This is a genomic window from Streptomyces sp. NPDC001920 (assembly GCF_053594495.1).
This window is the reverse complement of record NZ_JBSFEP010000002.1, coordinates 256,571-270,588: the sequence shown is the minus strand read 5'-3', so window position 1 is coordinate 270,588 and position 14,018 is coordinate 256,571. Positions and strand designations below refer to the sequence as shown.

At 71.0% G+C, this 14,018-nt stretch carries 14 protein-coding genes; 7 read left to right on the top strand and 7 right to left on the bottom strand.

The annotated features are described in order from the left end of the window. Nucleotides 1-480: 480 nt before the first annotated feature. The gene (locus tag ACWCPI_RS03800) at nucleotides 481-633 is read right to left on the bottom strand and encodes a hypothetical protein (RefSeq protein ID WP_451036568.1); all 153 of its coding nucleotides are present in this window, start codon (nucleotides 631-633) and stop codon (nucleotides 481-483) included. A gap of 7 nt (nucleotides 634-640) precedes the next feature. Here ACWCPI_RS03800 and ACWCPI_RS03795 point away from each other — a divergent pair, with 7 nt between their 5' ends. The 6 genes from ACWCPI_RS03795 to ACWCPI_RS03770 all read left to right on the top strand — a co-directional run bounded on the left by ACWCPI_RS03795 (nucleotide 641) and on the right by ACWCPI_RS03770 (nucleotide 6,088). Further along, on the top strand, nucleotides 641-1,408 hold the full coding sequence (locus tag ACWCPI_RS03795; RefSeq protein WP_451036567.1) for a TraR/DksA C4-type zinc finger protein: 768 nt from the start codon (nucleotides 641-643) through the stop codon (nucleotides 1,406-1,408). A gap of 70 nt (nucleotides 1,409-1,478) precedes the next feature. Then, nucleotides 1,479-2,132: a signal peptidase II gene (gene lspA, locus ACWCPI_RS03790; RefSeq protein ID WP_451036566.1), complete on the top strand. Its 654-nt coding sequence runs from the start codon at nucleotides 1,479-1,481 to the stop codon at nucleotides 2,130-2,132. An 87-nt stretch (nucleotides 2,133-2,219) separates the two neighbouring features. After that, a complete protein-coding gene (locus ACWCPI_RS03785; protein ID WP_451036565.1) occupies nucleotides 2,220-3,164 on the top strand; it encodes an RluA family pseudouridine synthase in 945 nt (314 codons plus the stop codon). Continuing rightward, the gene (locus ACWCPI_RS03780; protein ID WP_451036564.1) at nucleotides 3,161-3,640 is read left to right on the top strand and encodes a GNAT family N-acetyltransferase; all 480 of its coding nucleotides are present in this window, start codon (nucleotides 3,161-3,163) and stop codon (nucleotides 3,638-3,640) included. Before ACWCPI_RS03785 ends, ACWCPI_RS03780 begins: the two co-directional genes overlap by 4 nt. A gap of 85 nt (nucleotides 3,641-3,725) precedes the next feature. After that, nucleotides 3,726-5,309, top strand: coding sequence for a Na+/H+ antiporter (locus ACWCPI_RS03775; RefSeq protein ID WP_451036817.1), 1,584 nt, complete (start codon nucleotides 3,726-3,728; stop codon nucleotides 5,307-5,309). Nucleotides 5,310-5,347: 38 nt separating this feature from the next. Continuing rightward, the gene (locus ACWCPI_RS03770) at nucleotides 5,348-6,088 is read left to right on the top strand and encodes an SDR family NAD(P)-dependent oxidoreductase (protein ID WP_451036563.1); all 741 of its coding nucleotides are present in this window, start codon (nucleotides 5,348-5,350) and stop codon (nucleotides 6,086-6,088) included. Nucleotides 6,089-6,107: 19 nt separating this feature from the next. Here the strand turns inward: ACWCPI_RS03770 and ACWCPI_RS03765 are convergent, their stop codons facing one another. Beyond that, nucleotides 6,108-7,226: a mechanosensitive ion channel family protein gene (locus ACWCPI_RS03765; protein WP_451036562.1), complete on the bottom strand. Its 1,119-nt coding sequence runs from the start codon at nucleotides 7,224-7,226 to the stop codon at nucleotides 6,108-6,110. 95 nt (nucleotides 7,227-7,321) lie between these two features. On the opposite strand from ACWCPI_RS03765, the gene ACWCPI_RS03760 reads away from it, so the two are divergent. Beyond that, nucleotides 7,322-7,891 carry a dienelactone hydrolase family protein gene (locus ACWCPI_RS03760; protein ID WP_451036561.1) on the top strand — a complete coding sequence of 190 codons (570 nt, stop codon included), beginning with the start codon at nucleotides 7,322-7,324 and terminating at the stop codon, nucleotides 7,889-7,891. Between the two features lie 2 nt (nucleotides 7,892-7,893). On the opposite strand, the gene ACWCPI_RS03755 is transcribed toward ACWCPI_RS03760, so the two are convergent. From ACWCPI_RS03755 to ACWCPI_RS03735, 5 genes are all read right to left on the bottom strand, one after another. Further along, entirely contained in the window at nucleotides 7,894-8,886 is a 993-nt protein-coding gene (locus tag ACWCPI_RS03755) for a zinc metalloprotease (RefSeq protein ID WP_451036560.1), read from the bottom strand. Between the two features lie 317 nt (nucleotides 8,887-9,203). Then, entirely contained in the window at nucleotides 9,204-10,865 is a 1,662-nt protein-coding gene (locus tag ACWCPI_RS03750; protein WP_451036559.1) for an alkaline phosphatase D family protein, read from the bottom strand. Nucleotides 10,866-10,968: 103 nt separating this feature from the next. Further along, nucleotides 10,969-11,808, bottom strand: a complete 840-nt coding sequence (locus ACWCPI_RS03745; RefSeq protein WP_451036816.1) for a thioredoxin domain-containing protein — start codon at nucleotides 11,806-11,808, stop codon at nucleotides 10,969-10,971. A gap of 77 nt (nucleotides 11,809-11,885) precedes the next feature. Further along, nucleotides 11,886-12,584, bottom strand: a complete 699-nt coding sequence (locus ACWCPI_RS03740) for a hypothetical protein (protein WP_451036558.1) — start codon at nucleotides 12,582-12,584, stop codon at nucleotides 11,886-11,888. 88 nt (nucleotides 12,585-12,672) lie between these two features. Further along, entirely contained in the window at nucleotides 12,673-13,998 is a 1,326-nt protein-coding gene (locus ACWCPI_RS03735) for a DUF2252 domain-containing protein (RefSeq protein WP_451036557.1), read from the bottom strand. Nucleotides 13,999-14,018 lie beyond the last annotated feature (20 nt).

Here is a 14,018-nt window from a genome sequence, read left to right as displayed (position 1 = left end):
GGTTCGGGGAGCCGTCGGGGGTGGGGCGGGGGAGTCGGCCGCGGCTGTTGAGGGTAAGGAAGCTGGATCGCGGGGAACGGGCGCGAAGGGGGCCGCGGCGAAGGGGAAGCCGGAGCGGAAGAAGGCCGCGGCCGCCAGGAAGGCGGCCTCCGAGGCGGCTGTGCAGAGGGGCGGAGCCACGAGGACCGCGGCGGTGAAGGCTGCTGCCCTCAAGCGTGGCAGGGGGAAGGCGGGCGTGTCCGGGACCGCTGCCGAGGCGGGTGCGGTCGAGGTGGGTGCGGCAGAGGAAGGTGTGGGCGAGGAGGGGAAGGGGCAGAAGGGCACGGCTGGGAAGGCCGTGTCGAGCGGGGTGGCTGCCGCCGAGGGCGCGCCTTCGAAGAGGGCGGCCGGGGGGCGGTCGGTCGGGGTGGCTGCCCGGGGCAGGAAGGCCGCGCGGAAGGGGACGGCTGCCGGGGCGACGGCAGACAAGGGGACGGCGGCTCAGGGGCCTGCGGCGAGGAGGGCCGCGGGGGAGCAGGCCGCGGGGAGGAAGGGCACGGCGAAGACGAGCGCGGCCAGGACGAGCAGCACCGAGGCGGGCGTGGGCAGGAACAGCGTGGCCGAGAAGAGCGTGGCCGAGGCGGGCGTGGGCAAGAAGAGCGTGGCTGCGAAGGCTGTGGCCGAGGAAGGTGCGGTGAAGAAGGCGGCGATGATCGCCGTCGATGACGGTGCAGCAGGGCAGGAGGCTCCCGCAGAGGCTGCGGTCGGCACGAAGGCTGCCGGGGTGAAGAAGGACGCCTCCGCGAAGGGGGCCTCCAAGGGGCGCGCGGGCAGGAAGAGCGCGGCCGAGAAGCGTGTGGGTGTGGAGCGGACGGCCCGGGAGCGGGCCGTCGAGAGCAGGGCCAAGAAGGTGGGCGCGGCGCAGGCCGCGGAGCAGACGGGAGCCACGACGGTGGTTGCGAAGAAGACTCCTGGCACGGCCACGGCGGCGAAGACCGCCGTTCCCAAGGCACGCCTCGCCGCGGCGGAGCCCGGCGACCTCGCGGTGCGCCCCGGTGAGGACCCCTGGACCCCCGAGGAGGTCGAGGAGGCGCGGGCCGAGCTGCAGGCGGAGGAGACCCGGCTGCGCGACGAGATCACCGCGTCCGAGCAGTCCCTCGCCGGTCTGATGAGGGACTCCGGGGACGGCGCCGGCGACGACCAGGCGGACACCGGCGCCAAGAACATCACGCGCGAGCACGAGCTGGCGCTCGCCGCCAACGCGCGCGAGATGCTCATCCAGACCGAGCGGGCACTGGAACGGCTGGACGCCGGCACGTACGGCCTGTGCGAGAACTGCGGCAACCCGATCGGCAAGGCGCGCATGCAGGCCTTCCCGCGCGCGACCCTGTGCGTCGAGTGCAAACAGAAGCAGGAACGACGGTACTGACCGGTACGCGGGCGCCCCGGGACGTGCCGTACTCTCGTCCTCAGTCAGGTACCTAGGTTGAGGGACTCACGTGGCAGAGGCGGAGCGCATCATCGGTACGCCGGACACCCCAGGGGCGGCGGGAGCCGGGTCGGAGCGGTCCGACGAGCACGCGAAGGACGCCGACGGCGTCGGGAGCGCGGCGTCGGGCGAGTCGTCCGGCGCGGACGAGTCGGCCGCCACTGCCGAGCGGCCCCGCGGCAGGCGTCGCGTCGCCGTGCTGTTCGGGGTCGCGGCGTTCGCGTACCTCCTCGACCTGGTCAGCAAGATCATCGTGGTCGAGAAGCTGGAGCACCAGCCGCCGATCGAGATCATCGGGGACTGGCTGAAGTTCGAGGCGATCCGCAACGCGGGCGCGGCCTTCGGCTTCGGTGAGGCCTTCACCGTGATCTTCACGGTGATCGCCGCCGCCGTGATCGTGGTGATCGCCCGGCTCGCCCGCAAGCTGTACAGCCTGCCCTGGGCGATCGCGCTCGGCCTGCTGCTCGGCGGTGCGCTCGGCAACCTCACCGACCGGATCTTCCGCTCGCCGGGCGTCTTCGAGGGCGCGGTCGTGGACTTCATCGCGCCCAAGCACTTCGCGGTGTTCAACCTCGCCGACTCGGCCATCGTGTGCGGCGGCATCCTGATCGTGCTGCTGTCGTTCAAGGGTCTGGACCCCGACGGGACCGTCCACAAGGACTGAGGCCCGCGAGGTGCCCGCGCGGTGCCTGTCAGGGGTTGTCCACGGACTCCGTACGGGACTGTCTCACCCGTCCGGCATACTCGACGGGTGAGCACGATTCCCGAGATCCGTACCCTGCCCGTGCCCGACGGCCTGGAGGGCGAGCGCGTCGACGCCGCCATCTCCCGCATGTTCGGCTTCTCCCGTACCAAGGCCGCCGAACTCGCCGCGGCGGGGAAGGTCACGGTCGACGGCTCGGTGGTCGGGAAGTCCGAGCGGGTGCACGGCGGCGCCTGGCTGGAGGTGGAGATGCCGCAGGCGCCCGCGCCCGTGCAGGTCGTCGCCGAGCCGGTCGAGGGCATGGAGATCGTGCACGACGACGATGACGTGGTCGTGATCGTCAAGCCGGTCGGGGTCGCCGCCCATCCGTCGCCGGGCTGGACCGGGCCCACGGTCATCGGCGGTCTCGCCGCGGCCGGGTACCGGATCTCGACGTCCGGCGCGGCCGAACGCCAGGGCATCGTGCACCGGCTCGACGTGGGTACCTCCGGGCTGATGGTCGTCGCCAAGTCCGAGTACGCGTACACCTCGCTCAAGCGCCAGTTCAAGGAGCGCACGGTCGACAAGCGGTACCACACGCTCGTCCAGGGCCACCCCGACCCGACCAGCGGCACCATCGACGCGCCCATCGGCCGCCACCCCAACCACGACTACAAGTGGGCCGTCACCGCCGACGGCAAGCCGTCGATCACGCACTACGACCTGATCGAGGCGTTCCGCGCGGCCTCGCTGCTCGACGTGAAGCTGGAGACGGGCCGCACCCACCAGATCCGTGTCCACATGGCCGCCCACCGGCACCCCTGCGTCGGCGACCTGACCTACGGCGCCGACCCGACCCTCGCCAAGCGGCTGCGGCTGAACCGCCAGTGGCTGCACGCTGTGCGGCTCGGCTTCGAGCACCCCGGGGACGGCCAGTGGGTGGAGTTCGCGAGCGACTACCCGGCCGACCTGCAGAAGGCCTTGGACCAGGTCCGCGAGGAGACCTGGGCATGAGCGTCCCGCCCGGCCCCTCGTACGCCGTGCGGGTCGCCGAGGACCCCGCCGACCGCGAGGCTTGCTTCGCGGTGCGCAAGGAGGTCTTCGTCGTCGAACAGGGCGTCCCGCAGGAGATCGAGTACGACGCCCACGACGCCGACGCCGTGCATGTCCTGGCGATCGGTGAGGACGGCGTACCGCTGGGGGCCGGACGGCTGCTGCACGGGGAGGCGGCCGCGGCGAAGACCGACGGCGATCCGGCGGTGGGCTCGCTCGGGCGGCTCGCCGTGACCCGGGCGGCCCGCGGGCTCGGCGTGGGGGCGGCCCTGGTGCGGGCCATCGAGGAGGCGGCACGCGCGCGTGGGCTCGCAGCCGTGGATCTGCACGCGCAGACGCAGGCGCTGGGGTTCTACGAGCGGCTGGGGTACGTGGCGTACGGGCCGGAGTTCCCGGACGCCGGGATGCCGCACCGGGCGATGCGGCGCACTCTGTAACCGGGCTCATAAGCGCTGGTGAGGATTGCGGCGTGGCAGGCTGGGGACCTGTCGTGTGAACGTCGACCTTCCCGGAGCGGTGACCGTGGATCAGTTGGCCCTGTTGTTCGTGCTGTTGCTCGGGGCCCTGGTGAGTGTCCCGGTGGGGGACCGCTTCGGGCTGCCGGCGCCGGTGCTGATGACGCTGCTCGGGATCGTCCTCGCGTTGCTGGAGTTCGTGCCGAACGTCGAGGTCCCACCCGATCTGATCCTTCCGCTGCTGTTGCCTCCGCTGTTGTACGCCGCCGTCCGTCGAACCTCCTGGCGGCAGTTCGCGGCCAACGTGCGGCCCATCCTCCTGCTGGCCGTGGCGCTGGTCTTCGTCACGATGATGTGCGTGGCCGCCGTGGCCCACGCGATCGTGCCCGGGCTACCGCTGGCCGCCGCGTTCGCCCTGGGCGCGCTCGTCGCGCCGCCCGACCCGGTCGCGGCCACCGCCGTCGCCGGGCAACTCGGTCTGCCGCGGCGCATGGTGTCCATCCTGGAGGGCGAGGGCCTCTTCAACGACGTGACGGCCATCGTGCTGTACCACGTGGCGATCGCCGCCGCCGTGAGCGGCACCTTCTCGCCGTGGCAGGCCGGACTCGACCTGGTGCTGTCCGCCGTGGTGGCGCTGGCCGTCGGGCTCGCTCTGGGATGGGGCGCCAACAAGCTGATGGACCTGCTGGGGGACGCCACGCTCCAGATCGGGCTCACGCTGCTGGTGCCGTACGCCTCCTACGTGATGGCCGAGGAACTCCACGGCTCCGGTGTCCTCGCCGTGCTGGTCACGGCCCTGTTCCTCGCCGAGTACGGCACCGATCCCGACGACGTGATGACCCGGCTCGCCGGGCACACCTTCTGGGACATCGTCGACACGCTCGTCACCGGCGTCGCGTTCGGCCTGATCGGGCTCGAACTGCACAACGCGGTGCGGACGGCGTCCGGGCGGTGGGGCGAGATGCTCACCTGGGCGGTGGCGGTGGCCGTGGTCGTCGTCCTGGTCAGGCTGCTGTGGCTGCTGCCGGCCACCTGGCTCGCCAAACGGATGCACGCCAAGCGGGACTACGAGGAGATCCCGATGAGCTGGCGCGAGACGGTCGTGATGTGGTGGGCGGGGATGCGCGGTGTCGCCTCGGTGGCCCTGGCACTGGCCATTCCGCTGAAGACGGACTCGGGGGCCCCCTTCCCCGACAGGGACGAGATCGTGTTCATCGCGTTCGGGGTGATCATGGCGACGCTGGTGGCGCAGGGACTGACCCTGCCATGGCTGGTGAAACGGCTCGGGGTGCGCGCCGACAGCGAGCGGGAGAAGGAGTTCGAGAAGCAGCTGGCGGTGCGCGCGGCCACGGCGGCGAAACGCAGGCTGCGGGAGATCGAGTCCGTCGAGGAGCTGCCCGAGGAGCTGTCCGAGCAGATGCTGCGACGGGCGTTCGAGATCGGGGTGCGGATCAGCCCGGAGCTGGGCGAGGAGGAGCGCAAGGAGGCGCATCAGCACCGTGCGCGCCGGCTGAAGCGGGTGCGGCGGATCCAGGGCGAGATGCTCAGCGCGGCGCGGCACGAGATCGTGGCGGCGCGCAGTGAGCCGGGGGCCGATCCGGAGGTGGTGGACCGGGTGCTGCGGCATTTGGACGTGCGCAGTCTGCGGTGAGGTGGCTTTCGCGGACGGTCCCTTCGTAGGCTCTGATCATGGCTCGCAATGTGGTGATCAGTGGTGGGGGTACGGGAATCGGGCTCGCGGCGGCACAGCTGTTCGCGGCGGACGGGGATCAGGTGCTGCTGCTCGGGCGGCGCGCCGAGGTGCTGGAGCAGGCCGGTGTGCCGGGCGCGCTCACCTACGCGGCGGACCTGAGCAAGCCTCGCGGTGTGCGGGGCGTGGAGCGGTTCGTGGCGTCGGAGTTCGGCACCGTGGACGTGCTGATCCACAGCGCGGGCGGCTCCGGATACCTGGAGCCCAAGGTGGACAGCGACGAGCCCCTCGACGTCGTCCTGCACAACTGGACCCTCAACTTCGGCCTCAACACCCTGACGGCGGCCCTGCTCACCGAGGCGCTCAAGGACCGGCTCGCCGACCCCGGAGGGCGGGTGCTGTTCCTCAGCTCCATCGCCGCGTTCCGGGGCTCCGGCAGCGGGGCGTACGCGGCGTCCAAGGCGGCGCTGCATCCGTACGCCCACGATCTGGCCCGGCAGTTGGGGCCGCGCGGCATCACCGTGAACGTGGTGGCGCCCGGCTTCGTCGAGGACACCGAGTTCTTCGGCGACGGCATGGACGACGAGCGGCGCGCCCGGCTCGTCGCGGAGACCTCGACCGGGCGGGCCGGTACGCCGGGTGACGTGGCCGCGACCCTGCACTGGCTGGCGTCCCACGCCGCCGGGCACATCACCTCGCAGGTCATCCAGGTCAACGGGGGCGCCGAGCGCGGCCACTGAGGAGCAGCCGCGCCGAAGGTCAGGGTCGCTCCGGACGCGCCGCCGGCTGGTGGTCGTGCTGGAAGGCGCGGCGGGCCGGTATCCGAGCGGGGGTGGGGAAGCCGGGCGGCAGGGCCGCGTCCGCCGCGTTGACGCGCGGCAGTGCGTACGGGTGCTCGTCGGCCAGCCAGCGGATCAGTTCCTCGCGCACCGTGACCCGGACCGTCCACAGGTCGTCCGCGTCCTTCGCCGTCACCAGGGCCCGCACCTCCATGGTGCTCGGGGTCGAGTCGGTGACGACCAGGCCGTAGTCCCGCCCGTCCCAGGCCGGGCACGTGCGCAGGACGTCGCGGAGCTTGTCGCGCATCTTCTCCATCGGTGCCGAGTGGTCGACGTGCAGGAAGACGGTGCCGGTCATCTGGGCGCCGCCGCGGGACCAGTTCTCGAACGCCTTCGCGGTGAAGTACGACACCGGCATGGTGATCCGGCGCTCGTCCCACGTCCGCACCGTCAGGAACGTCAGGGTGATCTCCTCGACCGTGCCCCACTCGCCGTCCACCACGACCGTGTCCCCCAGGCGCACCATGTCACCGAAGGCGATCTGGAACCCGGCGAACATGTTGCTCAGGGTGGACTGGGCCGCGACACCGGCGACGATGCCGAGGATGCCGGCCGAGGCCAGCAGCGAGGCACCGGCCGCGCGGAAGGCGGGGAACGTCAGCAGCATCGCCGCCACCGCCACCACGCCGACGACCGCCGACACCACACGCATGATCAGGGTCACCTGGGTGCGCACCCGCCGCACACGGGCCGCGTCGCGGTGGACGCGGGCGTAGCGGCTGTACGAGGTCTCCACGATGGCCGCCGCTATCCGGATCGCCAGCCAGGCCGCCGCCCCGATCAGTACCAGGGTCAGCACCCGGCCGACGGCGACCCGGTGCTGGGGGAGCAGGTCGGCCTCGTGGTACGACCCTCTGAGCAGGGCCGTGCACAGAACGAGCTGGTAGGGGATGCGGGCGCGGCGCAGCAGACCCCACAGCGGGGTCTCACTGTGCCGGTCGTCGGCCTTGCGCAACAGGCGGTCGGTGGCCCACCCGATGATCAGGGTGAGCAGAACCGAGCCGCCGATCACGATCAGCGGGCGGAGTATGTTCTCCATGCCAACGAACGTAACCAGCCAAGGGGGGTCATGAACATGTGAGTGGGTGAGGCGGTGGTCACGGTGCTGTCGTACCCGGCTGGCACCATGGCTTCATGAACATCATGCTCTTTCACTCGACCTATGGCCTCAGGCCCGCGGTGCGCCAGGCCGCGGACCGGCTGCGCGGCGCCGGACACGAGGTGTGGACGCCGGACCTCTTCGAGGGGCGCACGTTCGAGACGGTCGAGGACGGCATGGAGTTCAGCGAGGGGATCGGCAAGGACGAGCTGCTCAAGCGGGCCGTGCTCGCCGCCGCGCCCTACTCCGAGCGAGGACTGGTGTACGCCGGGTTCTCGCTCGGTGCCTCCATCGCCCAGACCCTCGCACTCGGCGACGAGAAGGCGCGCGGCCTGCTGCTCCTGCACGGCACGTCGGACATCGCGCCGAACGCCTCGGTGGACGATCTGCCGGTACAGCTGCACGTCGCCGAGCCCGACCCGTTCGAGACGGACGACTGGCTCAGCGCCTGGTACCTCCAGATGGGCAGAGCGGGCGCCGACGTGGAGGTGTACCGGTACGCCGGGGCCGGCCACCTCTACACCGACCCCGACCTGCCCGACTACGACGAGGAGGCAGCCGAGGCCACCTGGCGGGTGGCGCTCGGTTTCCTTCAGGCCCTCTAGCCTCAGCCGGCGGCCCGGTACGCGGCCCAGTTCTGCTGCATGCGCGTCACCTGGCCCGCGCTGAACTGGTACATGCAGGAGTCGTAGGTGTAGTCCATGAAGTTGTGGATCGGGTCCACGCCCGCCTTGCGGGTGCAGCTGTCCTGTCCCTCGGGGCACTGGTAGGCGGCACTCTTCTCGGCCGGGGTGTCGTCGACGTAGTCGCCGTTGCCGTTACAGCCGCCCTGGAAGGTGTGGTACAGGCCCATCCAGTGGCCGACCTCGTGGGTGGCCGTGTCGCCCTCGTTGTAGTGGGCGGCCGAGCCGCCCGGCAGCGAGGCGTCGAGAAGCATCACGCCGTCCATGGACGGGCTGGACTTGTACGAGCTGGGGAAGGTGGCCCAGCCGAGGAGGTCGTCGCCGAGGTTGGCGGTGTAGATGTTGAGCGCGCTCGCGCCGCCCTCGCGCAGGGCGGACTTCATCGCCTTCTCCTCCGGCGAGCCGTAACCGACGTTGTACCAGGCCGCGTTGTCGGTGTAGTCGGTGCCGGCCAGGGTGAACCGGTAGCCGGAGTCGGTGTTGCCGGTGCCCTGGCCGCCGAAGGCGGAGTTCAGGACGCTCATCTGGGCGTCGATGTCGGTGGAGCTGAGCCGGCCGGTGTCGCCGTCGTGGATGACGTGGAAGTAGACCGGGATGGTGGTCGAGGCGGCCGCGGCGAGACTGCGGCTGCCGGTGGCGGGGAGCTTGTCGAGCTTCTTGCGCAGATCGGCGTCCATCGCCTGGGCCTTGGCGGCGCTGATCTCGTTGGGTTCGGCGACGGACTCGCCGCCGTGTCCGGGGTGGGCCTCGCGGGCCGCGGAGTTGCCGGCCTCCTCGACGCAGTCGGTGGCCGGAGCCTTGGCCGCCGCGAGTGTGGTGGGGGCCGAGAGCGGAGTGAGCACAAGGGTTCCGGCCATCGCGGCCGTGGCGAGAACACGTCTGCGTGTTCGGGGTGATATCCGGGCAAGTGCACGCATGCTGACTCCTGGCTGATGCGTTGGGGAGAGCGGACAGGGGTCTTCCTGGCCGCCGCCCGGACATTACGTGGACATGCCCATGTCCGAAGAGAATCGATCAAGCCCAATCAATTACCCGGCAAACAGGGGTGATTGGGGTAAGTGAATGATCAACCGTTTGGAGTGCGAGATCTCGGCGTAACAGGTTCCGCCGTCCGGGCGGGTGGTGTGTCCGAATTCGGACGTCGCTCACACCACCCGCCGTAGCGATGTGATCTCCGGTTCACGGTTGGCGATCGGGCCAGCTTTGGCCGAAAATCGACGCTGGGGCGCAGCTCTTACACGGGGTCGTAGGTCCGCTCGACCTTCTGCGTGCCACTGCGGGTGCGGTACGAACGGACCCACTTCGAGGTCGCGTCCGCCTTCGTGCGGTCGGAGAGCACGTAGTAGTCCATCTGGGCGCGCTCGGCCGTGATGTCCAGGACGCCGTAGCCGTGGCGGTCGGTGTCGACCCAGTGGACGTGCCGGTTGGCCGCCCTGATGACCGGCGCGGCCACCGCGGAGACCGTGCCCTCGGGGACCTTGACGATGTCGTCGAGGTTGTCGGAGGTGACCGACGTGACGACGAACTCCGTGGCGGCGGAGGCGGACAGCGGGTACGTGCCGGCGTTCACCGGCACGTCGTTGGCCCACGCCATGTGGATGTCGCCGGTCAGGAACACGGTGTTGCGGATCGCGTTCGAGCGCAGGTGGGCCAGCAGCTCGCGGCGGTCGTCCGTGTAGCCGTCCCACTGGTCGGCGTTGAGGGCGAGGCCCTCCTGAGGCAGGCCCAGCAGCTTGGCGAGCGGCTTGAGCAGCTCCGCGGAGAGCGACCCGATGGCGAACGGCGAGATCATCACGGAGTTGCCCACCAGCCGCCAGGTGGTGTCGGACGACTGCAACCCCGCCTTCAGCCAGTCCAGTTGGGCCCGGCCGGTGAGCGTGCGCTCGGGGTCGTCGACCTCGCCGTCACCCACCTTGACCTGCTGGGAGCGGAAGGATCGCAGATCCAGCAGTGAGAGGTCGGCGAGCTTGCCGAAGCGCAGCCGGCGGTAGGTGGTGCCGGCGATCGCCGGGCGCACCGGCATCCACTCGAAGTAGGCCTGCTTGGCGGCGGCCTGGCGCGCTGCCCAGACGCCCTCCGCGCCCTCGGTGTGGTTCTCGGCGCCCTGCGACCAGGCGTCGTTGGCTATCTCGTGGTCGTCCCAGATCGCGATGACGGGGGCCGTCGTGTGCAGGGCCTGCAGGTCCGGGTCCGTCTTGTACGTGCCGTGGCGGGCGCGGTAGTCGGCGAGGGTGAGGATCTCGTGGGTGGGCGTGTGCTGCCGTACGACCTTGCCGCGCGTACCGTACTCGCCTGTGCCGTACTCGTAGATGTAGTCGCCCAGGTGCAGCCAGGCGTCGAGGTCGCCGCGGGCGGCGAGATGGCGGTACGCGGAGAAGTAGCCGCCCTCCCAGTTGGCGCACGAGACCACACCGAAGCGGAGGCCCGCGAGGGAGGCGTTCGCCGCCGGCGCGGTGCGGGTGCGCGCCACCGGGGAGTCGATGCCGCCGGCCGAGAAGCGGAACCAGTAGTCGGTGGCCGGCTCCAGGCCGCGTATGTCGGCCTTGACGGTGTGGTCGGAGGTGGCGGTCGCGGTGGTCGAGCCCTTGGCGACGATGATCGTCAACGCCTTGTCGCGGGCGACGATCCAGCTGACCTCGGTGTCCGGGCCGAGCCCGGAGCCGGGGGTCGCCTCGGGTGCCGGTGTCACCCGGGTCCACAGCAGGATGCCGTCGGGCAGCGGATCGCCGGAGGCGACGCCGTGCAGGAAGGCCGGTGCCGCGTCGGCGGCACGGGCGGGCAGCGCGGCCGCGAGCGGGCCGGCCAGGACAGCCGTCGCCGCCGCGGCCTTGACGACCGTACGGCGGCGAGGGGCAAGGGAGTCGAGCTGCTCAGGTGATCTGTATCGACTGGTCACAGCCGATCAGGTTACTGAGCGGTATGAACAAGAGCGGGCGAACCGGCGAAAGTTCGCCCGCTCTTTTGCCGAAGTCCGGCACAGCTTGCGGCCGGAGGCCGGCTCAGCCCTTGAGGGCCGCGTCCACCGCCTTGGTGAACTCAGCCGCCGTCCACGGCTGGTTGGGGTTGGACGTCTTGAGCAGCTTGCCGTCCAGGACGAGGCTCGGGGTGCCCGTCACACCGTCCTTGTTGGTGTCGAAGGCCTTCGACATCTGCAGCGCCCAGGCGTCGTACGTGCCCTTCTTCACCGCGTTCTCGAACTTGGTGTTGTTCTTCAGCGCGGGGACGGTGTTCGCGATCTCGATCAGGTAGTCGTCGTCCTTGAACTTGTCCTCCGACTCCGCCGGGTGGTACTTCGCCGAGTACAGCGCCGTCTTGTAGTCGAGGAACGCCTCCGGGCTCACGTTCAGCGCGGCGCCCAGGGCGCTCATCGCGTTCTTGGAGCCCTCGCCGTTGGCGCCGATCTCGCCGTCCTTCATCTCGTCGCCGTCGAGGAACGTACCGCCGACGAACTGGAGCTTGTACTTGCCCTCCTCGACGTCCTTGTCGACCGTGGCGCCGGCGGCCTGCTCGAAGGAGGCGCAGACCGGGCAGCGCGGGTCCTCGTAGAGCTTGAGGGTCTTCTTGGCGCTGTCCTTGCCGATGACGACGGTCGTGCCGTTCGTGCCCGAGGTGTTGGCCGGCGCGACGACCTTGGCGTCCGTCAGCGCCTCCCAGTGGCTGGGCTTGTTGGCCTGGACGATGGCGTAGCCGACGCCGCCCGCGGCCGCCAGCACGCCGACGACCGACAGGGCGACGATGACCTGCCGCCTGACCTTCGCGCGCTTCGCCTCGCGCTCGCGCTCGGCGCGCAGCCGCTCCCGGGCCGCCGTCTTCGCCGCCTGGCTGTTCCGCTTGCTCATGTTGGTGATCTCCATGGGGACGCGCACACCTGTGTGTGCGGAGTACGTAAGGGGTGGTCTGTGTGCTCGATCGCCGGTCACGCGAAGGTGACGGCGGACGAGCACGGCGGTCCACGCCGGCCCAGGGAGTGCGCGAGGAGAAGGCTGCGGGCGGTGGTCGTGCGGCGGGCAGGGCGCGGCAGGGGACGCGCCGGCCGGACCAGCCGTACGGTGACGGCCGCGACCGCCAGCAGCAGCGGGCGGAACGTCGTCGCGGTCACGGCCCGCAGCAGCTGGGCCAGCGCACGCTCGCCGCGCCGCAGCCACGCGGCGGCGACGAGGCCGACGCCGACGTGGGCGCCGAGCAGGAACCAGGCGGTCGCCGGGTCGGCGTGGGCGAGGAGACCGCCGAGCTTGTCGGGGTCGGTGCCGGTGACCTGTGCCAGCGGGGTGCCGACCTGGGTGCCGTCGCCGCACAGCACGTCCCAGCCGACCGAGGCCAGCGGCCCGGCGACCGGCCCGCCCGCCTTGCCGTAGCAGACGTGCTGGCCGGTGGTGAGGATCGTGTCGGCGGCCAGCTCCAGCGGGATCAGCAGGGCGGCGATCCGCCCGAAGCCGCGCTCACGGCCGGCCAGCGCGTAGGCCAGGACGAACACGGCGGCCGCGAGGAGGGCCACCGTGTTCAACGGCAGGGGCGCCCGCGAGAGCAGCACGTGCGACGCGGTGCTGAGCGTCACGACGAGTGACGTGAACAGCGCCGCGCGTACGGCTCGAAGCGGGGTCCCGGATATGTCCATGGTGTGGAGAGTGTGTCATGGGGGCCTGTAAGAGACCCCTAAAGGGTGCCTGTGAGCGGCCGGATGCCGACGGGATGCGGCCTTTCCGTCACAGACCCGGGATCCGGCCGTTGCGGAACAGGTCCACGAAGATCTGGTGATCGGCACGCGCGCGTGCGCCGTAGCCGTGCGCGAAGTCGACCAGGAGCTCCGCGAACCCCTCCTCGTCGCCCGCGATCGCCGCGTCGATGGCCCGCTCGGTGGAGAACGGCACCAGCGACTCGCCCGAGGTGTCGTCCGCCGCGGCGTGCATCGTGGCCGTCGCCCGGCCGAGGTCGGCGACGACCGCCGCGATCTCCTCCGGGTCGTCGATGTCGCCCCAGTCCAGGTCCACCGCGTACGGCGAGACCTCGGCGACCAGCTGCCCCGCGCCGTCCAGCTCGGTCCAGCCCAGCCACGGGTCGGCGTTCGCCTGGAGGGCGCGCTGGGAGATCACCGTGCGGTGGCCCTCGTGCTGGAAGTAGTCGCGCAGCGCCTGGTCCGTGATGTGCCGCGAGACGGCCGGGGTCTGGGCCTGCTTGATGTAGATCACGACGTCGTTCTCCAGGGCGTCGGTGTGGCCCTCCAGCAGGATGTTGTAGGACGGCAGCCCGGCCGACCCGATGCCGATCCCGCGGCGGCCGACCACGTCCTTCACCCGGTAGGAGTCCGGTCGGGCCAGCGAGGCGTCCGGCAGCGTCTCCAGGTAGCCGTCGAAGGCCGCGAGCACCTTGTAGCGGGTCGCCGCGTCCAGCTCGATGGAGCCGCCGCCGGGAGCGAAGCGGCGCTCGAAGTCGCGGATCTCGGTCATGGAGTCCAGCAGCCCGAAGCGGGTCAGCGCGCGGGCGTCGCGCAGCGCGTCCAGGAGCGGGCCCTGGGCGGTGTCCAGCGTGAACGGCGGCACCTCGTCGCTCTTGGCACCGGTCGCCAGGGCGTGCACCCGCTCGCGGTAGGCGGCGGCGTAGATGCGCACCAGCTCGCTGATCTGCTCGTCACCGAGGGCCTTGGCGTACCCGACGAGGGCGATCGAGGCGGCGAAGCGCTTGAGGTCCCAGGTGAAGGGGCCGACGTAGGCCTCGTCGAAGTCGTTGACGTTGAAGATCAGCCGGCCGTTGGCGTCCATGTACGTGCCGAAGTTCTCCGCGTGCAGGTCGCCGTGGATCCACACGCGCGAGGTGCGCTCGTCCAGGTACGGTCCGCCCCGCTTCTCCGGGTCGAGGTCGTGGTAGAAGAGGCACGCCGTGCCGCGGTAGAACGCGAAGGCCGAAGCGGCCATCTTCCGGAACTTCACGCGGAACGCGGCCGGGTCGGCGGCCAGGAGCTCGCCGAAGGCGGTGTCGAAGACGGCGAGGATCTCGTCGCCGCGCTGCTCGTCGTTGAGCTGGGGGACCGACATCGCTGGGTGCCTCCTGGTGC